This window comes from Sporosarcina sp. FSL K6-1508 (assembly GCF_038007465.1).
Taxonomy (GTDB): Bacteria; Bacillota; Bacilli; order Bacillales_A; family Planococcaceae; genus Sporosarcina; species Sporosarcina psychrophila_B.
In genome coordinates, this window is sequence record NZ_JBBOXF010000001.1 from 279,961 (window position 1) to 305,633 (window position 25,673).

The 25,673-nt window shown below is 43.8% G+C and carries 24 protein-coding genes; 3 read left to right on the plus strand and 21 right to left on the minus strand.

Annotation, left to right across the window (positions count from 1 at the left end; all coding sequences use genetic code 11):
• Positions 1 to 56: 56 nt before the first annotated feature.
• The 9 genes from MKZ11_RS01100 to MKZ11_RS01140 form a co-directional block, all read right to left on the minus strand.
• A complete protein-coding gene (locus MKZ11_RS01100; RefSeq protein ID WP_340792226.1) occupies positions 57 to 6,338 on the minus strand; it encodes a S8 family serine peptidase in 6,282 nt (2,093 codons plus the stop codon).
• A 376-nt stretch (positions 6,339 to 6,714) separates the two neighbouring features.
• On the minus strand, positions 6,715 to 6,888 hold the full coding sequence (locus MKZ11_RS01105) for a hypothetical protein (RefSeq protein ID WP_340792227.1): 174 nt from the start codon (positions 6,886 to 6,888) through the stop codon (positions 6,715 to 6,717).
• 52 nt (positions 6,889 to 6,940) lie between these two features.
• Positions 6,941 to 7,114: a hypothetical protein gene (locus MKZ11_RS01110; RefSeq protein ID WP_340792228.1), complete on the minus strand. Its 174-nt coding sequence runs from the start codon at positions 7,112 to 7,114 to the stop codon at positions 6,941 to 6,943.
• A 52-nt stretch (positions 7,115 to 7,166) separates the two neighbouring features.
• Positions 7,167 to 7,346 carry a hypothetical protein gene (locus MKZ11_RS01115; RefSeq protein WP_340792229.1) on the minus strand — a complete coding sequence of 60 codons (180 nt, stop codon included), beginning with the start codon at positions 7,344 to 7,346 and terminating at the stop codon, positions 7,167 to 7,169.
• Between the two features lie 231 nt (positions 7,347 to 7,577).
• On the minus strand, positions 7,578 to 8,048 hold the full coding sequence (locus MKZ11_RS01120) for a general stress protein (RefSeq protein ID WP_340792230.1): 471 nt from the start codon (positions 8,046 to 8,048) through the stop codon (positions 7,578 to 7,580).
• Between the two features lie 164 nt (positions 8,049 to 8,212).
• Positions 8,213 to 9,511, minus strand: coding sequence for an efflux RND transporter periplasmic adaptor subunit (locus MKZ11_RS01125; RefSeq protein WP_340792231.1), 1,299 nt, complete (start codon positions 9,509 to 9,511; stop codon positions 8,213 to 8,215).
• A complete protein-coding gene (locus MKZ11_RS01130; protein ID WP_340792232.1) occupies positions 9,504 to 10,199 on the minus strand; it encodes a hypothetical protein in 696 nt (231 codons plus the stop codon). Before MKZ11_RS01130 ends, MKZ11_RS01125 begins: the two co-directional genes overlap by 8 nt.
• 445 nt (positions 10,200 to 10,644) lie before the next feature.
• Positions 10,645 to 11,100 (minus strand): transcriptional regulator, encoded by a 456-nt coding sequence (locus MKZ11_RS01135; RefSeq protein ID WP_340792233.1) that lies wholly within the window; start codon positions 11,098 to 11,100, stop codon positions 10,645 to 10,647.
• 120 nt (positions 11,101 to 11,220) lie between these two features.
• A complete protein-coding gene (locus MKZ11_RS01140; protein ID WP_340792234.1) occupies positions 11,221 to 11,571 on the minus strand; it encodes a hypothetical protein in 351 nt (116 codons plus the stop codon).
• Between the two features lie 149 nt (positions 11,572 to 11,720).
• Here MKZ11_RS01140 and MKZ11_RS01145 point away from each other — a divergent pair, with 149 nt between their 5' ends.
• Positions 11,721 to 13,301 (plus strand): SWIM zinc finger family protein, encoded by a 1,581-nt coding sequence (locus MKZ11_RS01145; RefSeq protein WP_340792235.1) that lies wholly within the window; start codon positions 11,721 to 11,723, stop codon positions 13,299 to 13,301.
• Positions 13,298 to 16,039 (plus strand): DEAD/DEAH box helicase, encoded by a 2,742-nt coding sequence (locus MKZ11_RS01150; protein ID WP_340792236.1) that lies wholly within the window; start codon positions 13,298 to 13,300, stop codon positions 16,037 to 16,039. Before MKZ11_RS01145 ends, MKZ11_RS01150 begins: the two co-directional genes overlap by 4 nt.
• Before the next feature lie 81 nt (positions 16,040 to 16,120).
• Here the strand turns inward: MKZ11_RS01150 and MKZ11_RS01155 are convergent, their stop codons facing one another.
• Complete coding sequence (locus MKZ11_RS01155) at positions 16,121 to 16,282, minus strand: hypothetical protein (protein ID WP_340792237.1); 162 nt, start codon at positions 16,280 to 16,282, stop codon at positions 16,121 to 16,123.
• Positions 16,283 to 16,685: 403 nt separating this feature from the next.
• Positions 16,686 to 17,126 (minus strand): single-stranded DNA-binding protein, encoded by a 441-nt coding sequence (locus MKZ11_RS01160; RefSeq protein WP_340792238.1) that lies wholly within the window; start codon positions 17,124 to 17,126, stop codon positions 16,686 to 16,688.
• Positions 17,127 to 17,398: 272 nt separating this feature from the next.
• Between MKZ11_RS01160 and MKZ11_RS01165 the strand changes: the two genes are divergently transcribed.
• Positions 17,399 to 17,842: a YwpF family protein gene (locus tag MKZ11_RS01165; protein ID WP_340792239.1), complete on the plus strand. Its 444-nt coding sequence runs from the start codon at positions 17,399 to 17,401 to the stop codon at positions 17,840 to 17,842.
• A gap of 258 nt (positions 17,843 to 18,100) precedes the next feature.
• On the opposite strand, the gene MKZ11_RS01170 is transcribed toward MKZ11_RS01165, so the two are convergent.
• The 10 genes from MKZ11_RS01170 to spoIID all read right to left on the minus strand — a co-directional run bounded on the left by MKZ11_RS01170 (position 18,101) and on the right by spoIID (position 25,549).
• The gene (locus MKZ11_RS01170) at positions 18,101 to 18,487 is read right to left on the minus strand and encodes a hypothetical protein (RefSeq protein WP_340792240.1); all 387 of its coding nucleotides are present in this window, start codon (positions 18,485 to 18,487) and stop codon (positions 18,101 to 18,103) included.
• 96 nt (positions 18,488 to 18,583) lie between these two features.
• Complete coding sequence (locus tag MKZ11_RS01175) at positions 18,584 to 18,970, minus strand: hypothetical protein (protein ID WP_340792241.1); 387 nt, start codon at positions 18,968 to 18,970, stop codon at positions 18,584 to 18,586.
• Positions 18,971 to 19,056: 86 nt separating this feature from the next.
• Positions 19,057 to 19,503: a 3-hydroxyacyl-ACP dehydratase FabZ gene (gene fabZ, locus MKZ11_RS01180; protein WP_340792242.1), complete on the minus strand. Its 447-nt coding sequence runs from the start codon at positions 19,501 to 19,503 to the stop codon at positions 19,057 to 19,059.
• Between the two features lie 58 nt (positions 19,504 to 19,561).
• On the minus strand, positions 19,562 to 19,888 hold the full coding sequence (locus tag MKZ11_RS01185; RefSeq protein WP_340792243.1) for a DNA-directed RNA polymerase subunit beta: 327 nt from the start codon (positions 19,886 to 19,888) through the stop codon (positions 19,562 to 19,564).
• Positions 19,889 to 19,950: 62 nt separating this feature from the next.
• Positions 19,951 to 20,787 (minus strand): flagellar hook-basal body protein, encoded by an 837-nt coding sequence (locus tag MKZ11_RS01190; RefSeq protein ID WP_340792244.1) that lies wholly within the window; start codon positions 20,785 to 20,787, stop codon positions 19,951 to 19,953.
• Between the two features lie 33 nt (positions 20,788 to 20,820).
• Complete coding sequence (locus MKZ11_RS01195; RefSeq protein WP_340792245.1) at positions 20,821 to 21,660, minus strand: flagellar hook-basal body protein; 840 nt, start codon at positions 21,658 to 21,660, stop codon at positions 20,821 to 20,823.
• Positions 21,661 to 21,707: 47 nt separating this feature from the next.
• A complete protein-coding gene (locus MKZ11_RS01200; RefSeq protein WP_340796878.1) occupies positions 21,708 to 22,700 on the minus strand; it encodes a rod shape-determining protein in 993 nt (330 codons plus the stop codon).
• Positions 22,701 to 22,960: 260 nt separating this feature from the next.
• Positions 22,961 to 23,230: a sporulation transcriptional regulator SpoIIID gene (locus MKZ11_RS01205; RefSeq protein WP_340792246.1), complete on the minus strand. Its 270-nt coding sequence runs from the start codon at positions 23,228 to 23,230 to the stop codon at positions 22,961 to 22,963.
• 680 nt (positions 23,231 to 23,910) lie between these two features.
• The gene (locus tag MKZ11_RS01210) at positions 23,911 to 24,570 is read right to left on the minus strand and encodes a M23 family metallopeptidase (RefSeq protein WP_340792247.1); all 660 of its coding nucleotides are present in this window, start codon (positions 24,568 to 24,570) and stop codon (positions 23,911 to 23,913) included.
• A 10-nt stretch (positions 24,571 to 24,580) separates the two neighbouring features.
• Complete coding sequence (spoIID, locus tag MKZ11_RS01215; protein ID WP_340792248.1) at positions 24,581 to 25,549, minus strand: stage II sporulation protein D; 969 nt, start codon at positions 25,547 to 25,549, stop codon at positions 24,581 to 24,583.
• Positions 25,550 to 25,673 lie beyond the last annotated feature (124 nt).

Genomic DNA, 25,673 nt, shown 5'->3' on the forward strand with positions numbered 1-25,673 from the left:
TTTAACAGAAAAAAAGGAGCTACCGGTATAAATTTACCAGTTAGCTCCTTTTTAAGTTAACTACTTACAGCGACAAAGCCATTTGCATTATTCGCTGTGGAATTATTGATAACGACAAAGCTACCTTCGCCATGCGCTGTGAATTCAAGTGTGCCATTTTTATATTTTGCTTTCAGCACACTATTTGAATTCAAATCAAGTACCGCTACTTTGTTATTCTTGATCACTTTGGACTCGTCGATTGGAAGAACGATTTCGATTTTTTCGTTGAACTGATTTAACACGAATCGATTATCATCTGTCCCGCCTTCAAGTTTTAATGTGAAGTTTTCTGATACTGCATCGGCTACTGAAGATGCGTCTGCATTGCCTAATGTAATTGTAACGTTGCCGCCAGCTTCTTGCATCAATTTCTCCACTGACTTCTTCGAGAATAAGAATGATGTTGCACCTCTGTTGATGAGTAAATCTTTTTTAGACTTAATCATTGTATTGAGGTTTGTTGAATTGAATTCGATTGCGATTTCTTCTTCATTTGCAGGGACTGCGATTACGATTTCTTTTGCTTTCTTATCGTTTGCATATGCTTCAATTTCAGATTCGGAAACAAAATACTTCGCTGTTCCCGGTGACACTGGTACTTCCGGTGTTACCGCTACTTCGACCATAACCACTATTATTGCCGTGTTGACGCCGTGAGAAACAGTGATTGCTGTTTCGCCAGCTCCGACAGCAATGATTTGGCCTTGTTGGACATCGATGACTGCTGGATCAAAACCGCTATATGTTGCGATTTCTGTTACGTCTGTAGGTGTCACTTCACCATTTTTTGTTTCAATCGATTGAACTGAAATGCGAGAATTTTCCCCTACTGTCAATTCAAGTGTTCCGGGGTTTGCGATCAATTCTGTTGTAATGACAGCCTCCGGTTCGACAATCGCTGTGACAGTCGTTGTATAGTTCGGATGCGTTACTGTGATGACTGCTTCTCCTGGGCTGACCGCTGTCACTAATCCTTTACTTAAGGTAACGACTTTTGGGTTCGATGATTTAAAAGTAGTGTTTGCTGTTACGTTTTTCTCTGTAACAGTGCCATCTGCCGTTGTTGTTGTTTCAGTTACCGTTAATTGTTCGGCTGTTCCTTCTTTAAGTGTGATGCTGTTTTTATCGACCGAATAGGTGATGATGTCTTCCACAACAATCGCTGTGACAGTCGTTGTATAGTTCGGGTGTGTTACTGTGATGTCTGCTTTACCAGGACTTACTGCTGTCACTAATCCTTTGCTTAATGTAACGACTTTAGGATTCGAGGATTTAAAAGTAGTGTTAGCTGTTACGTTTTTCTCTGTAACCGTACCGTCTGCTTTTGTTGTTTTTTCTATAATCGTTACTTGTTCAGTTTCGCCTTTTTTGAGTGTGACGCTGTTTTTATCGGCTGAATAGGTAATTACGTCACCTTTTACATTGAGGTAGACAAGGATTGGGTCCTGCTCTGGGATCGAGACAAGTACTTGTGTTTTACCTCCTGCAATCGCTGTGACGAGACCTTTTTGAACTTTTGCAATTTTGTTGTCGACAACTTTGAATGAAGTTTTTGCCGTGACGTCTTTATTGCTGGATTTGCCTTGTGGCGTCAGCGTTGTTTCTGTCACTTTCAACTGTACTTGGTCACCGACATTCATTTTCATAGATGTTTTATTCACTTTGTACGTAATGATATCCTGTGGAAGTTTGACTACTTCGATGTAAACGAAGATGGTTTCCTCGTTTGGAATCATGACACGTACTTGTGTTTGACCTTCTGCGCGTGCTGTTACGAGACCTTTTTTAACTGTAGCAACTTTGTTGTTGACTGCATTGTAGCTGCCATTTCCTGTAACGTCTTTTTCAGTGACTGTGCCATCCGGTTTTGTCGTCGTTTGCGTGACGTAAAACTGTTCTGATTGGCCAACGCCGAGTGTCAGGTTCTTTTTGCTTACTGAATAAGTAACCTGATCTTGCGGTGCTGCTGTCACTTCAAGGTAAATGTAGATATCCTCTTGACCTGGAATCATGACGCGCGCTTGCGTTTTGCCTGTTGCAAGTGCTGTGATGAGGCCTTTTTGGAATGTTGCAATATTGCTGTTGACAACATCATAGTCCGCTGTTCCAGTTACGTCTTTTTCAACAACTGAACCATCCGCTTTTGTTGTTTTTTGTGTAACGAAAAGTTGTTCTTGCTGACCGACACCAATTGATAGATTTGTTTTACTTACAGAATATGTGACTTGGTCTTGACCTGATGTTGCCGCTACTTCGACAGCAACTGTTGTCGTGAACTCTTTGTAGCTTACTGTGATTTCTGTTTTACCTGCAGCGACTGCTGTTACTTCGCCATTTTTGACGGTTGCAATTTTTTCATCCGCGGATGTGAATGTCGCTTCTGCTGTTACGTCTTTGTCTTCTTTTGTACCGTCCGCTTTTGTTGTTGTTTCAGTTACGGTTAGGTTTTCTTTATCGCCTGTTTGTATTGCCAGGTTTTCTTTATCGACAGAAATTTCGACTACACCAGCTTCTTCGCCGGTCATTTCAACTGTTTTCTGTGCAACATTTCGTGCGATATCTTGTGCAACGATTGTGACAGTACTTTCTCCAGCAAGCCCTTTTAGTGTAGCCGAGAATGTGCCGTCTTGCTCCAGTTTAATATTATTCTCCGTTTTTTCGCCGTCTTCATTGACCACGATTGCTGTGAGCCCAAGATATGTGTTGATGTCGTATTCTTTGTTGAAATGTTGTTTGACTGTTGATTTGTAATCGATGAATTTATCCTGAATCGTTCCTGTAATCGTGTTTTCTTCAGCAGTAATTGTTATTTCTGGTGCTGTCGATTTGACGAAGACAGGTTTGATGATTGCGGACATTGTTTTGTACGCATTGTTCATGGAGAACAGTTCTATACCGTAGACGCCATCTTTCAGCTTGTCTTTTTTGTTCGTTTTCTTATTTGTGTAGGTGCCGTCGAAGACGCCTGTTTTCGCTTGTGGTTTACTGGAATCCCAGAAAATATCTCCGATTTCATTCCATTCGTTCGGCTCGTCCGTAAAATGCGCTGGATCAAGAACGATGATGGAAACGGATGAATTTGGTGCTTCTTTGAACTCGTATGCGAAATTGGCTTTAGATTTCGATGAGATTGCTACGTTATCTAGTCCAAATGTTTTTACATACGGATGGTTGGCTGCAACTGGCTCACTTGGAACCGGATCTAGCGGTTTTACGTCGATTGGTGTTTCACCAGCGCCGTCACCGAATAATACGTGTTCCGCTGCATTGCCAGCTGCGTCGACGTATTTTACTTTGACGCTGTTTTCTTTCGTCAATGTGCCGACATCGAATGTGAATGATCCGTCTTGCTCTAGTTTAATAGGGCCTGATGATTTCACTGTGTCGTTTTCCATTACTTCGTAAGTTGCTTTGAGTTTCGTGTTTACGTCGAATCCTAAATCATAGTTTACAAGTTCCGCTTGGTAGTCAATATATTTGTCGATGATTTTACCTGTTGCCGTTGTGCCTTGAATTTCCCCTTCGATTGTCCCCGCTTTAGATTTCACGACGATTGGACCAACATAGTCGCTGAGAATTGCCGGTTCGCCTGAAACTGTTTGTCCAGTGAAGTCAATTGTGTAAAGTCCATCAGGAATTGTTGTTTGTGCTGCACCTGAAGTCCAAGGTTTGTAATTCCCTGTAACGTTGAGTGTGTATGAACCGGCCGCAAGAGAAGTGCCTGCATGTAAGTAGCCGATATAGCCGTCACCATACTCCCCGTTTTCAGGATCCATGATATCCCATAGTTCGATGTAGTTTGTTGTAACGTCGCCTGTTAGTTTAAATGACAAAACAGCCGAGTCTTTTATCCCATCGTTATTGAATGAAAGATCTGTTTCAGTGATTGCGAAATCTTCAAAAGCAGTAGCCGGTGCACCGCCAAAATCCGCTGCAAATGGCAATGAAACTTCAGTGCCTTCGCCGTTAATATGGATATAGCCTAGAAGTTCAGAACCTGGTCCCGCATTCGCTTTTTTCGAAGCCGTTAATGTAACTGTCAGCAATTGTTCGCCATTCAATGTGAATGATGATTTGTCGACTGTTACTTTTGCATCTTCGAATGATTTTGTAACATCCACTGTTACATTATAATTTCCGCCGTTACCTTTCATATCTTTTACAAGGATGTCTTTGGTAACGGAAATATTGCCTTCTTTGATTGATTGAGGACCGAATGTTACGGTTCCTTTAATGTTTTCGACCACTTTACCGCTTGTATCCAGTATTGCCTCGTCCATTGCATATGCAAGGATTGTCGGATGTGCCGCTGCATAAGGTTGCACACGTCCAGCACCTTGAGACATGACATCGTATTTAGTCGTATCTAGAATTTTTGCACTGTTGGAAAGTGCGACTTTCACGTCAAAAGCATTCCAACTTGGATTGGCTTGTTTAACTAGTGCTGCAATCCCCGCAATATGCGGTGTTGCCATGGATGTACCTGTTTTACGTGAGAAAGCTTGGTCATAATTTGCATCTGGAACATCTGCTTTGTACATCGGGATTGTTGACATGATATTTGTTCCGGGTGCACTAACGTCCGGTTTGATGTCAAAGTTTGGCGTTGACGGTCCACGAGAACTTGAATCGTTGACATCGTCTCCAATTGTTGTTGTTTTATTGAAATTGCCGAATGTTACGGTCCCTTGTCCATCTTTAAGAGCTGCACGCATTGCATCTCCGTCCGTTTGTGACAAATCGTATGCCGGGATAAATTCAAATGCATCGCCAAGGAATGTTCCTGACGCATTTGGTGCATTTGAGCCGCCTGCAAAGTTGTGGATAAGAATTGCAATTGCGCCTGCTTCCCTTGCGAAGTCAATTTTGTCGACGAATGCAATGTCTCCGCGTGAAACTAGTGCTACTTTCCCTTTCACGTCGAGTCCTGCATAGTCAGTTTTTGTACCCATTCCAGGTACCGCCACTACTTGATAGTCTCCTGACAGTTGCGTCGTTAAGTCTGTTCCAAAAGTCGTCCCCATCAAGTTGAGCGTTTTTGATAATTGGTAGTTTCCGACTGTTACATTTACATCGCTACTAAAATGTGATTCAGGATTCGTTGTGTTCCCAACTGCGATTCCAAGACGAGCCGTCGATGGTGTACCCATCGTTCCACGATTCGGACCAGAGTTTCCTGTCGCGATAACCGAAATCGTTCCGGCCATCATCGCATTATTAATAGCAAATGATCCTCCGTCTGTTTCAGAGTTTGCTCCCCCACCGAGTGATAGGTTGATGACATCCATCTTTTGTTTAACAGATTCTTCAATTGCAGCAATGATACCTGACGTAGATCCGCTTCCATAAGCGCCAAGCACCCGGTAAGCGTAAAGATCTACTTTTGGCGCAATCCCTTTAACACCGTATGGATTTGCGCCGATTGCAGCAATTGTACCCGCTACGTGCGTACCATGTGATGTGTAGAATGCGCTTCCATTTGCATTAAATTCAGGCGTTCCCGCAGGTCGTTCCACAGGTGACGTTTCCGATGCATCATTGTCTGCACGGGTTCTTGTATAAGTCGAAGAGTTTGGAATGAAGTTTTTCCCGCCTTTATAAATACCGGCAAAATCAGGGTGATCCTTGTCGATACCTGTATCCAGTACAGCGACTTTGATCCCTTGTCCTTGTATCCCTTCAGCCCAAAGCTTTTCGATTCCGAGGAATGAAATGCTTGTGTCCATAGCCGCTTCCACCGTTCCAGATGAAACTGGTGCTTCGTAAGCATGCACTTCAGTGTCCGGTTCGATTAATGTAACCCCTTTAATAGTGAGTAATTCTTCAAGATCTTCAGCATTGACAGTCGCTGAAAAACCATTCAGTACAGTATCATATGCGAATTTCTCGTTGAATTTAATATTTTTAACTTGCATCTCTTTTTTCATAGCGGTCTGCTGTGTTTTAACTTTCTTTTTCACAGCAGTTGCTTCAGCCGCAGTAAATGTTCCCCCAGCTAGCTCTTTAATCCCCTGTTCAAGTGCAACTGGTTTTTCGGATAAATGAACAATTACGGCTACTTGGTCGTTCCCAGCGGCCCCTTGTAGATCTTGATGTAACTCAGGACCTCCTTCTAACAGGTCTAATTGTTCAGCGATAGCCGCTTTCTGTTGCATGATACTTTCGTTTTGGTTATTCGGCTTGAACGGTTTCGCCATTTCAGTATTTGCAGATACCGAGAACGGCGCCAGCAGCGAGAGAACCATCGCGAAAGCTAAAAATGCGCTAAAAAATTTAGTGAAATTATTGCGCTTCAAATCCCATTTCCCCTTTACCCCTTTTTTCACACTCTTTAAAATAGTGCGATACTAGCAAGTTACCACAGGAATTATGGACTTTAAATGATACAAAACGCGCATTTTAGTATAAATCTTGCAATATTTACAAAATCGTTCTAAGGGACTCCGCGAGAATTGTAGAATAGTAGTCCAGATGGTTTGTGGATAATGATGGAAATGGTTCAATGGCCCTAGTGCACAATTTTCCGTGGTTCGAATGTTTTCCCTAGAAGGGGACATAATTCGTCCCAGGGTGGAGGGATGCTTTTGGCCAGCCAAAAGCAGATTGATATGTAGGTGTATTTTAAAGCGGGGGACCGCTCATATATCATGATTGACCGACCATATAACTGGATTAACCGAGCGTATCCATTGCTAGACCGCCCCTATCTTCCACGCGACCGACCATATCCGCGGGACAACCGATCATATCCCCCGCGCGACCGATCATAAATTTAATTAGAAGGATGCTTTTGGCCAGCCAAAAGCGGATTGAAGCCAATTGAATAGAGTTGATATGCAAATGCACTTTTAACCGGAGGACCGCTCATATATCATGATTGATCGACTATATAACTGGGTTAACCGAGCATATCCATTGCTAGACCGCTCCTATCTTCCACGCAACCGACCATATCCGCGGGACAACCGATCATATCTCCCGCGCGACCGATCATAAAATTAATTAGAAGGTAGCTTTTGGCCAGCCAAAAGCGGATTGAAGCCAATTGAGTAGAGTTGATATGCAAATGCACTTTTAACCGGAGGACCGCTCATATATCCTGATTGACCGACTATATAACTGGATTAACCGAGCGTATCCATTGCTAGACCGCTCCTATCTTCCACGCGACCGACCATATCCGCGGGACAACCGATCATATCTCCCGTGCGACCGATCGTAAATTTAATTAGAAGGTAGCTTTTGGCCAGCCAAAAGCGGATTGAAGCCAATTGAGTAGAGTTGATATGCGGGTGTGCTTTCAAGCGGGGGACCGCTCATATATCATGATTGACCGACTATATAACTGGGTTAACCGAGCGTATCCATTGCTAGACCGCCCCTATCTTCCACGCGACCGAGCATATCCGCAGGACAACCGATCATATCCCCCGCGCGACCGATCATAAAATCGCCCTTCCTACTCTCATAAACCTCCAAACAACAAACAAAAGCCACCCGATTGAATTCGGGTGGCTTTTGACTGTTATAAAGTTTTAGATGATTGGAGGAAATTGATCAGCGGGACGTTTATAGTCGCCGTCAACGAGGACAAGGATTTTTCCTTCGTTGAAATAATCGTTGTAGCGATTCGCTTCTTCTTCGGGGATGCCCATGCCGATCAGTGCTCCGGCAAGGCCGCCGACTCCCGCTCCGGCTGCTGCGCCAGTAATACCTGCTACGATTGGGCCGGCTGCGATGATAGGTCCAATTCCTGGAATTGCGAGTGCACCGATTCCAGCGAGCACGCCGCCGAGTCCGCCGAGGATTCCGCCAGTTGCTGCTCCGGTTGCAGCACCATCTGCTGCGTGCGTTCCAGTTTCATCTGCGATAGCATCCACATTTTCTGTATGTTTACTCATGACTGATATGTCGTCTGACACATATCCTTGTCTTTTTAAATCTTCAATTGCCGCGATTGCTTCAGTTTCGGTATCATAATAGCCAACTACATGTCTAGTCACCATTTCATATCGCCTCCTAGTATTTTTCAATAAGCTGTTTGGCTAGCTAGTATAGAAAATACCCTTTCTATTTTTCCTGAAACCTTTCAATTGCTTTTTTTCTATTACAGTTTGGTAATGATTGATTGCTAAAACGTCAAAAACCCCGCAAATGCGGGGTTCTTCCGTTACCTTATAAATATATATTTCACGTAATTTCTCCAGCCAAAGGCTCTCCATTGTGCCTTTGAAGGAAATTCTGTGGGTATAGACATTAAAACTCTTGGGGCATATGCATATGTCTGAAGTGCAGGTTCATAGACAACTACATCACCGAGCTGGAGACCTTGTGTCACGACTGCCCGTTTTTTCCAAGTGAATGGTGTTGCGACATCCACTTTCGTTGCACGTCCTGTATCATCAATCTTCCACACATATGCATTTTCTTTGTATAAATCATGGAGCCACTTTTCTTTTACTGAAATGGCATCCTGTGCTTCATTGACAATCACGACTGCATTGACATTCGTTCCGTATGGTACCGATTGTACGGCTGTATCTGTCAAAATCCGGACTTCATAATAGGAAAGTGGATTCTTTACGGTATCGTCGTCGAGTGCTTTATATGCATTCAGCCAACTATTACCATTTGAAGCAGGTGCTTGGGAAACTGAAAGGACAGTTCCTTCCACTGCATTTTCAATGCCATCCCCTTGGATTAAGACAACATCGCCACTTTCAATTTGTTGCCATTCATCATTTTTCGCATAAGTGACAATTACCTTCTGAGAACTAAAAATATCTACCGACAATTGTGAGCCGGTCCGAGTTACTTTCGAAACCACACCATCGACCGGACTGACAAGGGCGGGTCTTCCCGGGTCTTGCGCCAATTGTGCTTCCACAACTGTTAGTTGACGTTCGACTTCTGCAAGATCCTGTTCAGCTGCGGCGATGGCCTGGGCAAATGATCCATCCTGCTTCACATCTACCTGGACATCGACATTCAGCCCCACTTCTACATCTGAGTCTTCATTTTTCGATACTCCATCTTTACGATTTACATTTGAAGAACTATCCGACTTTGCTTTTTCGCGTTCGGATTCGAGACCTGCTATCATGCTTTGAACGGCAGATGTCTGTTGGTGAAGTGCGTCAAGTTCAGCTTCCCATACCGCGCGCTGTCCATCTGCACGTTCCGTTTGTAAAATGGCGATTTCGTCCCCGACAGTAACAAGGTCGCCTTCTTTAACTAGCCATGAATCTACCGTATCGTCATTTCCTACATAAATGGTATAGGTTTCTTCTGGTGCTATTAAACCTTCTTTTGCAAGTTCTTGCTGTTGATCACTGCTTGTCATACGCTCGTAGCGTTCAACATATACTGATTTTGTAATGACACTTTTATCGGAGAAAAGCAGATAGAAATTTACTGCAAGGAATGTGCTGATTGCGATGGCGACAGCAATGTTCATCACTTTATTCATTGCCGGTACCCCCTTCTACAAAGGAATGGAACAAGCTTTCCAGTGGAATGAATCCGACAGCGGCTACAATGAGCGCCATTGCTACGTGGATTCCTATAAGTATCCAGATAAGTCCTTTTCGTTCGGTATTGCCAGTAAATGTTCTGATAAACCGCGATTGAAGTGCAATGATAAGTACAGTTGTCACTGTCAATTGATTGAGGAACAAGATTATGTACCAGGAATCAAGAAATGTCATTGCAAGCGGGCCAAATGATAGGAATGACACACTTGTTGTTGCACCTTTCATCATAAAGACGAGAAGGACAACTGTTTTTTCAAGCAATAGAATACCTGTCACAAGTAGTTGCAATGGCAGCAACTTTTTAAAAGGGATTGCTGTCAAAAGGCTTAGTATATATGCAAAACCAAAGAAATGAAATGCCATATAAATAAGTGACCATAAGAGCGAACTGACCAATGATACATAGCGGGCAATTGTATAATCCGTTGTTGTCATCGTCGAAAGCAGGGCCGTGATTGACTCTGTATTCATTCCCCATATATCGCGAATGGCGAATAGGAGAACACCTAAAAGAGATACGAATAAGATACGCTTTTTGAAGCCGCGCATCGAAGAATTTTCAAGTTGGTCCGCCAACTGATGCGGATTCGTCAAGAAGCGCCAAAATTTAAAGTCAAAAAACATAACGGTAATCCCTTTCTGCTAACTATTGCTGAATTTGATAAAGTCATCTTAACCTCTATCATTACTTTAGCAAAAACTGAGAGATTTGCAATGTTTGAGGGGCAGGAAGCAACGAACTATTTTCCGAATTTCCTAATAAGAAACAATAGAAACGTATAATACGGGTTTAAAAAGCGGTCTTATTGTCCATCCTTATTAAAAATGACCGATTCATAAGGGAAATAAATTCCCGCTTATTTCCCGGGAAATCGACAAAGGGGCAGATTACTATGAATAAAGAAGAAAAATCTGTGTTAACGTGGCAAGACTTTCTATTTGGTTTGACAGGTTCCACTTTTTTTGTTGTGGCGCTCTACTTTATCACAGGCTGATCTGGGCAAAAAACTGCAATAAAAATACACCTACCGTTAACTGCTAACGACAGGTGTTTTTCAAGTTTCTCTATTCAATTTTCCTGCAGTCCTTCCGTCAGTTCGTTGAACATGTGTATGTTATCTGTCTCGAGTGCATAATCAATCATGCGTAATTTGTTTTCGGCCTCCAGTTGTTCAATAATGCTAATCGCTTCCAGCGTTACAATTTCCGAAGTCTCTACTTTTGTTTCCAGCCCCATTGTTCCTTCGAGAATAGTGGTTAAATGGATGTGGAGATCCGAGATTAGAAGCAATTGGTATAGTGGTAATCGAATAAATCGGCTCCCCCGCTGGAAGACAAATACTTCTCCGAGATTTTCAACTTGTAAACTCTTTGTATTAATGACAATTTCTTTTCCTTCTGATGGGATGAATTGAAAAACATCCCCGCCTTTAATGATGGAGAAATACTGATAAGCAAACACCAAACGGAGTTGAAAATCCTCTTGAGTCGTGAAAAATGGTGTCATCCGTTGAACTGATAGCATCTTTCTCCCCTCCTATATAGAATATTCCGATTAATTATAGTTTATCACAACTATGGCTGTTCTGTGAACATTCTTATCAAATTATTATTATAGTATGCGAGTCATCTATGTATGTTGCTACTAGGTGTATTTGTTTTCGGGTCTTTCAAGTACAAACCACATTTTTTTCGGTTCAAAATTGAATTGCAGTGAAGATAACCAGTCAGATATAGTACGATTTAAGTCTCCGGGAGAATCTTTCTTTCGTATAAAAGTAATTTTACTTCGCTTAAAGTCGAGCAGCACAAGCTGGAATTCCATCATTTTAAGTGTAACTGAACGTAGATATAATTTACGTTCTACAGATTCGTAGTTAATATGTCTAGCGGGGGTCGAAATCGTGCATAATGATGGTGTTATGCTTTCCAGAAATTCTTTCTTTTTATAAAACTGAGACTCCAAATCAGGTATGAATAGAACTAATTTCTCCAATTCATCACTCCTTTTTTATCTTTTTAACGAATATGCTCTTAACTTTGATACATAAACACACAAAAGAATACGATATGGAATAACTTCATTTCCGCTCACTGGAGAAAAGCGGTATAATAGAAGGAATGCTTTTCTTAGGGAGTGGTCCGATGAACATGACTGTCGAACGTGTATCCTACTTGCACGAAACTGAAATAGATGAATTTATGAATGGCATCAAACATGCCCTCCGGCCGGAGATAGAGGCCAATGCGCTGGAGGTTAGACGCGCTGTGGCTCTTGTCAGAAATGGGGCAACCAATTCCTACAGGTATGACCCATCTGAAAGTGCCGTGATAGCGAATCTCCTTGGCGTAGAGTCTGAAAATGTACGCCTTTCATTCAATAAAATGGATACCACTTGCACATGCGGGTACGCTGGCTGGTGCTCGCACCGGATTGCAGTTGTTTTTCACCTTTACTCACAGCACCATTCTCTGACCGAGTGGCTCCATGAATGGCGCAAAACTGAATCGCAGCAGATGGCGCTGTCCATTTCCGAACGTACTCCAGATGCATGGATTGATGTCCTGATGCGTTTAACTAAGCCCCTTCGCACCATTGGAATGGCAGAAAACCCTGGCGTATTCATCCATGAATCTTCTATAATCGATCAAAAAGCAACTCCGCTTATTCCTTTTGAATATGAATGGAAACCCCTTTTTGAACTTTATTATCGTTTACACGTACTGGATGCTGGATGGGCATATGTAAAAGGCCATCTTGGCGGCGAACCAACTTCTTTTTTCTATGGAAAATGGTATGTGCAAAACTGGCTGACGGAACAGCTTGGAAAACTGAATGACAATGTCACTGCAATCGGAGCAAAACCGAAATTGTTTGAAGCAGATGCTTTCCATGAGCGAGTGAAAGATCTCGTTCGGACGTTCGCGCTTGGTAATTCAGGTCTTTTCCAAGAAAGATTTCATGTCTACCGACTCTTTTGGCAGCATTTATTTCCATCGAAAACTGCCAGGGGTGCTGAACTATTAATTCTTGCCAATGAGGACACGGAGGAAGCACGGGTTTTCATTGCATTTTTCCACTTAATTCAAAGTGAACATGATGAATTGACGGAGCTCGTTAAACATGTTTCAGCTGATACTGTTGCTACATGGTTACCGCTGGCTCAGCTTGCGGAAAGCAATGAAGAGACGGATGCACTGGCGATTATTATGCATGCCTTGCTGCCGTTCATTGGCGAATACGTAAATGAATCTGTTTCACTTTCATCTCGTCCAGCGTTCGTGCGGAATATCGATGGTTTATTCGAAGCCGCCGATTTCTCGGAAGAATTGCGCGAGAGTATGTTTGTACAATATGGTGAGCCGGGTGTTGATGTTTACGCTGACTTTCTTGTTGAGCGGGAACGTTTCCATGAATGGGCGGCTCTGATGCATCGATATGGTGTTTCTTATGATGGTGCTGAAGCAGGCGGTTTAAGAGTGGCACTAACTTCCGACCCATCAGCCGTTTTGCCTCTCCTCCATACATTCGCGATGGGTTTCATTAAAGAAAAGAACCGACATAGCTACCGCCGTGCGGTAAAACTATTTAAACAAATGAAAACTGGTTCGAAGAAAAGTGGCAAAGTCGACTTTTGGAATCAGTATATTGATACAGTGCGTGAAAAAAACCGCAGACTACGCGCATTGATGGAAGAAATGGAGAAAGGGAATTTGAACTTATGACGGGAACATTTACATTGAACCGCCTATTTCGGATGAGCATCCGCCTAACGGAGGAAGGCTTATTTTCAATAGTTGCAGTAGACGGATCGGGCCTCCAAGTTGCTCCGGATGAACTTGTCTCCTTCCTGTTTTTCAACAATGAGCGGGCACTGTACGGGCTTCTTGCCACTACCGATGAGGAAATGGCTTACTTACAGGCTGACCAGTTGCTACAAGTTTTTTCTGTTTTACATCCCTACGTTACATTCGAAGGGCTAACCGAGGAAGACGCTATTCAGCTTGCTTCTATCCGTGAAGCAACTATTGCTTGGACCGACCCAAATTTATGGAATTATGCAGAAGTCGACGGTACTACTATCCGTTTTGACGACGGTAAAGCAGGCATTTCAGAAGGTGCCGCAACTGTTATCAGTCAAGCGGTCAGCAGTAAACTTGCCGCGTCTGCGATCAACCCTGAGTTGCTTCCTTCACTGTTGCCTCATTTACGGACATATGGCTGGCCGGGCGAATCCGTTTCTACCATACCAATCAATGTCGCTTTCCGTCTGACTGAACCAGAAGTCGAAACCGATACGGAATGGCTTCTCGAAACAGTTATTATTAGTGAACGAGGTGCACACTGGACGCCGGCTGCCCGGAAAGTGAATGCTCCAGCCGCAGATGCTCTTCCTGCCAAATGGAAGCCTTATGCAGATGACATTATGAAAAAGCAATCCGAAATGACTTCATTCCTTGGCTCTGTAGATTTAGCTTCAAGCGAAAGCTTTTTGTCCACGCCAATGTCAGATTCTGAAGTTCGGACATTCATCAAAGATGATCTTCCACTGTTGCAATCATTTGGTTACCCAGTCATCCTGCCTGCATGGCTGAAATCGGTGACGGAATCGAAAATGCGAATTCGAACAAACGCAGGCATACAATCCTATAAATCGGCTACCGGTTTAGACGAAGTACTGTCCTTCGATTGGAATTTCTCACTTGCCGGTAATGAGATTGACCGCGACACGTTCCGTAAACTTGTTGATGAAAACCGTGAATACATCCGATCCGGCGATGAATGGTTTCATATCGATCCTCTGTGGCTTCGAAAAATCCGTGATTTGATGGATCGTGCCGATGCCGGAGAGTGGACTGTTAAAGATTTGCTCTTCCAAGATGTGCCGGAAGAGATTGTCCCTCTTGAAGAAGACGAAGATAATGATGACCCACTATTTGCTTTCACCATGCAGCAGTCACTACGCGGTTATATGGAAATGCTATCCGATAAAAAAGGACTTCCTCCAGCGGGAATCTCAAAAGATTTACTTGCAGAACTTCGGCCATATCAGGAAGACGGCTATAACTGGCTTACCTTCATGCGTGATAACAGTTTTGGCGCGTGCCTGGCGGATGACATGGGACTCGGGAAAACAATTCAGCTCATCACTTATTTACTGAATATCCATGCGAGACATGATACAGATTCCCCATCACTTATCGTCTGCCCAACAAGTGTACTCGGCAACTGGCAAAAAGAAATCGAACGGTTTGCTCCGACTCTTTCAGTTCATACTCATTACGGGCCGCAGCGAGCTAAAGACGAAAACTTTAAGACACTTATTGCTCAATTGAAACCAGATGTCGTTCTTACAACTTACGGCACGGCTTCACAAGATGGCGAAATGTTGGCAGAAACAGAGTTTGCCAGCATTACACTTGATGAAGCTCAAAACATCAAAAACATGCAAACAAAGCAGTCTCGCGTTATTCGGAAACTTCGCGGTAAGCATCATATTGCATTGACTGGTACACCTATTGAAAACCGTTTATCAGAACTGTGGGCAATTTTCGACTTTATCCATAAAGGTTATTTCGGCAGTTTCCGTAAGTTCACTGATAACTACATCATTCCAATTGAGCGGGATGATTCTGAAGCGGATAAACGGAAACTGCGGGCAAAAATTCGTCCTTTCCTTTTGCGCAGAACAAAAAGTGATCCTGATTTACAGCTCAATCTGCCTAAAAAACTTGAGCAAAATGAATATTGTCCTTTGACGACAGAACAGGCCGCCTTGTATGAAAGTTTCCTTGAAGAAACGAAATTCAAGTTGCAGACACTCACCGGTTTTGAAAAGAAAGGGCTTATTCTAAAAATGCTTAGTCGATTGAAACAGCTTTGTAACCATCCATCCTTATTCCTGAAGGAGCCGAATGCTCCTGCCGAACAGATGATGTCCAGGTCCAATAAATTGGACTTGATTGTTTCAATGGCAGCTGAAATCGCTTCGAACAAAGAACAATGCCTGATCTTCACGCAATACATTGGCATGGGGCAACTCATTCGCCAGTGCTTGTCAGAGCTGCATGGAATCGATGTTCCATTCTTGACTGGCAGTATGCCGAAAGGACAGCGTGACCGGCTTGTCGAGGCTTTCCAAGAAGGCGAATTCCCGATTTTCATCTTATCGTTGAAAGCTGGGGGAACCGGGTTGAACTTGACGGGTGCAAATCATGTATTACATGCGGATAGATGGTGGAATCCTGCTGTTGAAAATCAGGCGACCGACCGCGCGTACCGTATTGGCCAAACAAAATTCGTTCATGTCCATAAATTCGTGACGATTGGAACGATAGAAGAAAAAATTGATAAGATGCTTGTTGAGAAAGCAGCATTGTCCGCAGACCTTATCCAATCAAGTCAGTGGCTGTCCGACTTGTCCGATACGGAACTAGACGATTTATTATCATTCGATACCTAACTGTATAGATAGCTATGTAAGGAAGACCCCAGAGCCGCCAGTGGCACTGGGGTCTTTTCACTTACCATCATCGAAATCCTTTCAACCTCGTTCAGCAAATGGGAGGATATGCACATTCCCGAAGTTTCTCTTCCTTTCTATATCTTCAATCCGATTAAGACGCTTGTTCTGATTAGCAACAATACTGATTAGTTGTCCAATCTGCAATTCCATTCGTTTCACATCCTTATCATGTGCAGTCATTTTCCACGCTCCTTTCAATCCAGATTCCGTTTATGCGGATTCCGTAGGCAAAAAAATTTGCACAACCGGAATCCCCATTAACGTTTTTTCTTTTAGGCATATAATATCCGACCCCCATCGGATATCGATGTTACATTCCCTTATGTGCCACATCGCACAATTGTCCCTGAGCATGTAGTTGTGGCGTTTTCTTCTCACTCTTACGAATATAGGCAGAACCCCATCTGTTGATATATTCGGACATTTCTTTTCCTCATGCAGGGCTCTTAGGCAGCGTTCGCCTAATGGCACTCTGTTTATCACCTATCCATTTTCAGTTGTCATTGCGGCTCCGGTTTGTTGCCCGGCATAACTCCTCCTTATTCCGATTATTTCCCAGCTTGCTATGTATCACAGCGCCTGGTCAAAATATCGGCAAACCTTCCGTTTCACGGTTAGGCAAATTGAAATGCTCTTCATCACTATTTCCAGCTGCCGGCGGTGTCGTACTCACAACATGCTCACTGTATAAGTTGTCATCAGCTCGCCTTTTCGTCAATATGAAGCGAACGTCTTCGCCTATCACTTCGGTGACGTAGACACGGCTCTTATCATGTCGTTCATAAGATCTAGACTGTATTCGACCGCCCACGCCGATGAGGGATCCTTTACCGCAATGTTTCGCAGTATTCTCCGCTACTTTCCCCCACATTGTACAAAGTACAAAGTCTGTCTCCATTTCTCCTTTCTGATTTTTGAAGTTACGGTTTACAGCGAGAACAAAACTTGTCTGTACCCTTCCTTCTGATATTTTCCTGAGAATCGGATCTTTCGTGATACGACCCACAAGTGCAACTTGGTTCAATCGATTTCCTCCTCTCCCATTTATTGATTTCATCATACTTGGTTCGCTTTAATTCGTGCAACAACGAATATTCCAATTTTCAGTCATTATTTCGCTATAAATTCTCTATATAAACGATCAATAATTGGGTTTATTCTTCCAAAACCTTGCAACCTCGAGGCGTAGCTGAATTAATCTGATTTGCTGACAATTCATTTTTGCTATGTTTTAATTAACTTTTAGAAATTTATGCTTATGTTATACTAAAAAGAAAAAGATTGGAGTGGACGACAATGAAAACATTCAAAATGTTGTCTCTCGGAATATTGATTGAAAATCGTGTGCAGGATTTCCCGCTTATCGACGGGATTATTATCAACCAAGAGAACAGCCATCGAATGTGGATATTGGAGATGTTCATCGATAAGAAAAATCAAGCTATCTTTGAGAAGTGGATGGCGGATGAGGAGTTACTTGAAGTGAAAGCCGTTATTTCATATCCCGAGAATGAACCGGCTGCTTTCCGTGTTGCTGTCAAAGGGGTCAAGCTGATTGGCGAAAATGTCTCTGTTTTATTAAAAGGTCGACTGAAACGGGCACGTGCGCAGTATGCCGAACAGTTACTCCAAGAATTGATTGGCGAAGGATTTGAAGGGGATGAACTGTTACAACGGTTCGAATCTGATATGCGTTCACGTCCGCGTTTGAAGAAAGATCAGGAAAAAATAGAAGAATGACGTCATACTGCCTGTAGCTCGGGCAGTTTTTTAATTAGAAAAGTGCAAGGCGCCCGCTAGACACGACAGGTAAGGATAACTGACGATTGTCTAAGACCGTGTCGTCCTGTCGCAAAAAGAAGGGTTGTAGTTTGGTTGCTCCTTGTTGCGACAGGACCCGAGCGGCTAGATACCAACTCCAGTAGAAAAAGCTTATAGATTTCTTATCATAAAAAAACCGCCTCAAATACTACGAGGCGGTTCCCGCACGGCTTGCGGTTAGCGGTTGTTTCCATTCTTTTTGTTCTGGTCAAGATTTTCGTCTCTTGTTGTACCAGTTGGTGTATTCGTGTTCGTGTCTCCATCATTAATAACGCCTTCGTTCGGAATTGCGTTGTTATCGTCTTCGATGACATCGTTTTGTACTCCGTTGTTGTTATTAATGACTCCGTTATCGACACCGGTGCCATTCATATCCCGGTCGTTCTCAAGACCATCCATATTCGGTCCTGTTTGCCCATTGTTCACATCAGGCGTTATGTCTCTTGCTCCGTCCTCCACTTTTTCCATTGGAGTTTCGTTGTTCTTTGGTACTGCATCGTTGTTTGCACAAGCTGTAAGGACAAGTCCCGACATAAGAACAAGTGGCATCGCTTTTTTGAACATGAAAAGATTCCCTCCTCTCCACAAGCCGTCTATCACACAAAGTTGTATGATACTACGTAGCTTTGCCAGAAATGAGGGAACTATCCATTTTACTTTTTACGATTCAAAATACTTTTTAAGCAATGTCTCGACGTAAACCGCTTCGGCTTTACAGTGATATTCATAATGAGTATCAAGCTTTTCCTGCATGCTCTGGATTTCCACTATCTGTTCTTCAGATGGCGGCTCGCTAAGGATGCGGGCGATGATTTCATTGATACGCTGTGCAAGGTCTTCATGGAATTCCGGATTTGTTTTCATGTCTTCCGGAATTTTCGAATACCAGAGCGCTTTAACTGTAATATATTCACGCCATGTGGCGATATAATCATCGATACTGAATTTTTCGCCCGACCACTCAATATCGCTCATGTATTGTTCGAAGGTTTGTGTAATCGACCTCGTAATACTACTTTTTAAATTTGGAGAAAGATCTTTAAACATACTGATTTGTAACCTCCCACTTTAGAAGTGCGTTTTGATGGCACCCGTAATGACCATTGTAACCAAATTTCAGGGCATTCGCAAATTTAGTTTCCATTTTCTGAAACAATAGGCCCAAGAGCTAATGTAATTTCCGTTTCGCAAGCGATTTCCCCGTCAACTGTTGCAACTGCCTTTGCCTTCACTATCGTTCCTCGAGATCTTATAATTTCCACTTCAAGGCGTAACGTATCACCCGGTGTCACTTGTCGCTTAAAGCGGCAATTATCAATACCCGCAAAAAAACCTAGTCGCCCTTTATTTTCTTCTTTTTGCAACAAAGCGACAGCGCCGACTTGTGCGAGCGCTTCCACAATAAGAACACCTGGCATAACCGGATATCCCGGGAAATGTCCATTAAAGAAATCTTCGTTAATTGTCACGTTTTTTATGCCAACTGCCCGTTTTCCCTCTTCGACCTCAAGAATCCGGTCTACCATAAGAAACGGGTAACGGTGTGGCAAAATTGCCTGTATCTGTACTGCTGTTAGCATAGCCATCCTCCTGTCATTTTAATATGTATTTTTAAAATTACAAAACAAAAGAGCCTTTTTATGACTCTTTTCCATTAATAATATCCATAATATGTGTCCAAGTCTCTTTTTTGAAGACTTCGCCCGGTTCTCCATCTCCGATATTGCTGTAGCCTATCACCGCTCCGAGGTAAGCTGCACCGGCTAGAATCAAGAGGACAAGTATCACACGAAGCCAAATTGGAAGGAGGCGAATTTGGACCCAAAATTGCTTCTTTGGTGGAGTTTCCTCTACCGGTCCATTTTGCCGCCCGCGTTCTTTTCGAGTAGATCGAATTAAAGGCGGTGCGCTATCCCTTTTCTTAGGCTCATCCTGTTTCAAGCCGTTTCGTTTTTCATCTGTCATTTTCAGTACTCCCTAATTGTCCAGTCTTCAGGCGCCTGCGCAAACATTTTACTACTAAAATTTTATCGAATGCCGTTGATCAGGCCTAGCATCTGATCCGCAAGTGTCACTGTCCGCGCATTGAATTGGTAATTACGTTGAACATTAATGAGATCCGTCATTTCTTTCTGTGAGTTGACGTTAGATCCTTCAAGCGCCTGACCCTCTAAGCCAATTTCGCTACGCGCAGCACCTTGCAGTTCCGTTAAGACCTGTTGTTGTGTGACGCCAAGATCCGCTAAATTGGCAGGCAGAGCAAAGTTCGTTGAAGAAAGACGCTGCATTAGATTTGGCCGTTCCATCACTGTCACGGCAAGTTCGATTGTCTGTGTCGTCCCATCCGCATTTGTCAGTTGCAGATTCCCGCCCGGTTTAACCGTATAATTTGTGATATTATCGGAAAACGTGATTGGCAATCCTGCACTGTTTGCGACTGGGTAGCCCTCACCGTTCACCAACATCACTTGTCCGTTAGCAACTGGGGAAACGTAGAAATTCCCCTGACGTGTATAAACCGTTTGCTCTCCGCCTCCATCTGGCATAAGGACGTTGAAATACTGTTTTGGTGTCGTCAATGCAAAATCAAGTTCCCGACCTGTCGTTTGCAACGAACCGGCTTTCCAGTTCATCTGTGCTTGACCAAGCATAGCTCCTGATCCATAGCGGATGCCTAATGGTGATTGGCGCGGTGCAGTGTCTGCTTTGTCATTATTGAATTGTTGGAATAACATTTCCGAGAATTTGGCGTCGCTCGCTTTATAGCCATGAGTTGAAGTGTTCGCAAGGTTATTCCCGATTATATCAAGTTTTCCTTGTAATTGGTTAAGTGTATTTGTTGCTGTCGTCATTGTGCGTATCATGATGCATCCCGACTCCTTCCGAATGGCGTGTCATCAGTTGACACGTCCGACTTCCGTGACTGCTTTCTCCATGCTGCGGTCATATGCTTGGAGAATTTTTTGATTGGCCTCGAATGCACGGTATGCCGTTAGCATATCCGTCATCGTACGTGCGCCATCGACGTTCGAGCCTTCAAGGTAACCTTGTTGCATCGAGTAAGAGACGCCTGCCATGCCGTTTGCCGCGGCAAGATTTTCTCCGCCTTCTGTCACGAACATGCCGTCTTCTTGTTTTAGGAGCATGTCAGGGCGCTGTGCGAATGAAATACCGAGTGTTGCAACAGCCGTATTCCCTTCCATGATTACGCCGCCATCTGTTATATGGAAATCATCGTTTTGCAGGGCAATCCGCTGGCCATTGCTATCAAGCACATATGCACCGCCCGCACTTGTCAAAAATCCGTTGGGATCAAGTGTGAAGTTACCGTTTTTAGTATATTGTTCGCGTCCGCCTTCATTTTCAAGTCTGAAGAAGACAGCACCCTGTATACCTGTTTCTGCATCAATCGGCAAACGCCCGTCAATCAGCGCCACGTCGGTCGTCAGCTCGGTTTCCAGCAATTGTCCTTGCGAAAATAACGGTAATGTCTCCTGCATGTAGACACCCGTCGAAACTGAACCGACTGGGGATAATCCCTTCATCTGGAAACCGTTTTCTGTTGGAATTTTTGCTGTATTAATGCTCGACATATACATTTCGGGAAATGACCGAATTACCGATTGCTCTGCCTTAAAGCCCGGCGTATTGGCATTCGCCATATTGTTCGCCAGCATTTCCGTTTTGCGTTGCTGCGCGATCATCCCTGATCCGACTGTGTAAAATCCACGGAACATGTGCCTGCCTCCTTCTGCTACTTAAAAAATTATATTGGTCGCGATTATTAGCGATTAGATATTTTGTCGATATTTTCCATTAAGATGCCTGTCCCGATTGCAACGCAGTCAAGTGGATTATCTGAAATGAACACTGGAACTTTCAACTCATCGGCGAGTAATTGGTCGATGCCGTGCAATAATGCACCGCCGCCAGTAAGAAATACGCCGCGATCTATAATGTCAGCCGACAATTCAGGCGGCGTTTTTTCCAAGACATTTTTCGCTGCATGAACAATCATATAGATTGATTCTTTCAGTGCTACAGCGATTTCATCCGAATGGATTGTGACTGTACGAGGAAGTCCTGAAACCATGTCACGACCTCTTATATCTATTTGTTCTTTACGACTGCCTGGGAAGACCGTACCAACATTGAATTTAATATTTTCCGCAGTCCGTTCTCCGATAAGTAATTTATAATGATGTTTAATATATTGTGTGATGTCATTGTCAAAAGTATCCCCGGCTACAGTGATAGAGCGCGATGTGACGATATCTCCCATTGATAGGACAGCGACGTCTGTCGTGCCTCCGCCGATATCGATAACCATGTTGCCGCTCGGTTGGAAAATATCCATTCCAGCTCCGATTGCTGCAACTTTCGGTTCCTCTTCAAGATAGATTTTTTTGCCGCCTGATTTTTCAGCAGCTTGTCGAATGGCTTTTTGTTCTACACTCGTTATATTTGTCGGGCAGCAGATGAGAATTCTCGGTTTTGATAAAAAACCTTTAACGTCCAATTTATTGATGAAGTGGGTCAGCATCGCTTCCGTTACATCAAAGTCAGCGATAACCCCGTCTTTCATAGGTCTGATCGCAATGATATTAGCGGGCGTCCTGCCAACCATTTGTCTTGCTTCTTCTCCGACTGCAAGCACTTTATTCGTATGTTTATCAATGGCTACAACTGAGGGCTCGTTTAGAACAATCCCTTTACCTTTAACGTGTATTAAGACGTTGGCCGTACCGAGGTCAATCCCAATATCTTTTGCAAACATTGTTTCTGTTTCCCCTTCCACCTGCATCATCGGATATTCCCGTGTATGTATACGCTTCTAACAAACCATTTTACCATAGTTTGCCGCCAATGAATATACTTTAGAACCATTTTTTGAAAGAACTCTTTATATTCTAACATGAATCGACAGCAATGTTGAGTTAGACGCAATGCATGAATATTACTAGTTGCTTATGTATTCAAGAGTCTAGTCAACAATAAAAGACGGATCGCAATGAGTCTGCGAACCGCCCTTTATTTCTAACTGGTTCCAACTTTTTTCGTCTCATTCATCCATTTAATTCTGGTCGCCTCGCCGCCCCGTAAATGTCTGACAGACTTATGATAGGCAAGTATTTTTGCGACTTCTTCAGATAGTGCCACATCGACGTTGGGCAAGCGTTCCGTCAAGTCTTTGTGGACTGTGCTTTTTGAGTAGCCTGTCGCTTTTGCTAACGCCCGTACTGTAAGTCCAGTTTCCAGCAACATTTTTCCGAGGCGCACGCATCGCCTCCGTATTTGCTCGTGCACGCCCTCTTCCTTTCGTGTCAGGTCCGAATCTTCCTTTATCTTATGCGATTAATGGGCGCGATATGCGGGCAATGGTTGAGAGGGTGAATTGATTGGATATGGGTGGTTGATTTGAGGGTATGAGCGTTGGCGGGGAATTATGAGCGGTTCGCTTGCGGATACGGGCGGTGGCGGGGTGTTATGAGCGGTTCGCTCGCGGATATGGGCGGTAGCGGGGTGTTATGAGCGGTTGGCTTGCGGATATGAGCGGTTGGCTCACGGATACGAGCGGTGGCGCGGGGATATGCAGCAGTTGGCTTGCAGATACGAGCGGTGGCGTGAGGATATGAGCGATTGCCTGGAGTTATGAGCGGTTCGCTCGCGGATACGAGCGATGGCATGGTGATATGAGCGGTTGGCTCGCGGATACGAGCGGTGGCATGGTGATATGAGCGGTTGACTCATGGATACGAGCGGTGGCATGGTGATATGAGCGGTTGGCTCACGAATACGAGCGGTGGCATGTGGTGTTATGAGCGGTTGGCTCACGAATACGAGCGGTGGCATGGTGATACGAGCGCTTGACGCGGAGTTACGGTCAGTCTACTCGAGATAGTATCAATTCGCACACGGTACATCTGTTTTTATCAAAAGAAAAAGCCACTCCGGATTGATTCGGAAATGGCTGGGAAGGTGCTGTTTTAAAATGCAAGATATGAGCGCGGGTTGACAGCTACACCGTCCTGTTGTACTTCGAAATGAAGGTGGATACCAGCTGTATGGTTCCATTCATTTTCTGTTGCGGCACCGAGCACTTGACCCTGTTCTACCTCATCACCTTTTTTAACGAGAATTCCTGAGACAGATCGATAGACTGTTTTTAACCCATCTGCATGAGAGAGTATGATTTCATCACCTTTAAATGGGTCTAGCACGACATCTTCTACCTTTCCGCTCAATGCAGCTACAACTTCGAACTCCTTGCCTTGTACAGAAATCGTTACACCTGTATTCATCACGTATGTCTGATCGAATACGAGCATAGCGCTTTCACGCATAGCTTCATCTGCATCTACGTCGTAATAATCTTGCAGAATGGCTACGTCATCCAGAAGTGCTTCAGTAAATGGATATTTGAGCAGCTCCTTTGATGCGTTGGTTTCAACTACTAGTCCGTCTTTCGGGTCCTTCCCCGCAACGTCTGCCATGCCTGGAGCATCATCTTTCATGAATGCATTATAACCCCAGATCATGCCGACGAAGACGATTGCGATACCCGAATAGACTACAGGCCAAAACCAGCTTTTTGTCTTTGCACTTGTGTTCTTCTGAGAAGGGGCTTTCGGTTTTTCTTCTCGCATTGTCATCACCTCACTCGCTATTGTTTGCAAGTGAAGGAGTTTTTAAACATTTGGAATCAAGTAATGTGAACTTTTTTATTTGAGTGCCTGTGTAATAGTGTAAAAGAATACTTTCAGCTGTCCATCCTTTCTGCGCATATGCTTCCGCTCCATATTGGCTCATGCCAACGCCATGGCCATATCCGGTTGTTGTTACATGGACAATTTTATTGTTCATGTCAAATGCAATATCAAAATCCGTTGAAGCTAGTCCCAGCAAATCTCGCATTTCTCTGCCAGTCGCCTCGAATCCTGAAGTTACTGCTTTCTGCACACGTCCCGTTGGATTCCGAATGAGTTGAAGGGATCTGAAGCGGTCAGCATCCCATTTACCGCCCATCACTTTATTCCATTCGGTAAGCGTCAGTTTTGCTGTTCGTTTTACTTCCGCCGCAACGTCCCCCTCCCCGGGACTTTCCACGCTTTGTAAATAGGGTATGTCATTGCCGCTAAAATTTTGGGCTGTTTCAGTTTTACCATTAGATGTGGAAAAAAACATGGCCGATATCATTTCATCATTATAAACAATTATATCTCCCGCAGTCGCTTTTACTGCGTCACGTACTTTCCTTTCGTTGCGTTTGAATTCTTTCCCCCATCTTTCTTTTCGTTTCGCTTCAGCTGAATAGACTTGTGCGGAAACATCAGCTGCAATGGTTTTTGTGCCGTTAGCCGTTGTCTGAAGCGCGTATGTACGAGCTGCGATCGCTTGTGCCTTCAAGGCCTCTTCTTGGAACGTAGCAGGCATTTCAGCCGCGACGACACCTACTACATACTCTTCAAGCGAAATTGGCTTGTCCATACCGGCAACACTGATGTTTACGGGGCAAAGCTCCACTTCCTTCACTTCGGCCTCCTTGACTTCTTCCGGCGTTTGCTTCAGTAATAAAGGGATGAAAAACAAGAGTATGATGAATAATGCTGTTAGTAGTTTGTCCATGATTAATTATATGAACCTAATTTGGTTTTATTCCTGCTTTTTTGGGTACACTAGCAAAAGCAAGTACTGTCAGTATTTTGGATGCGGAAAATTAAACACCAAAAAGGCCGTAGTATGAGTCCTA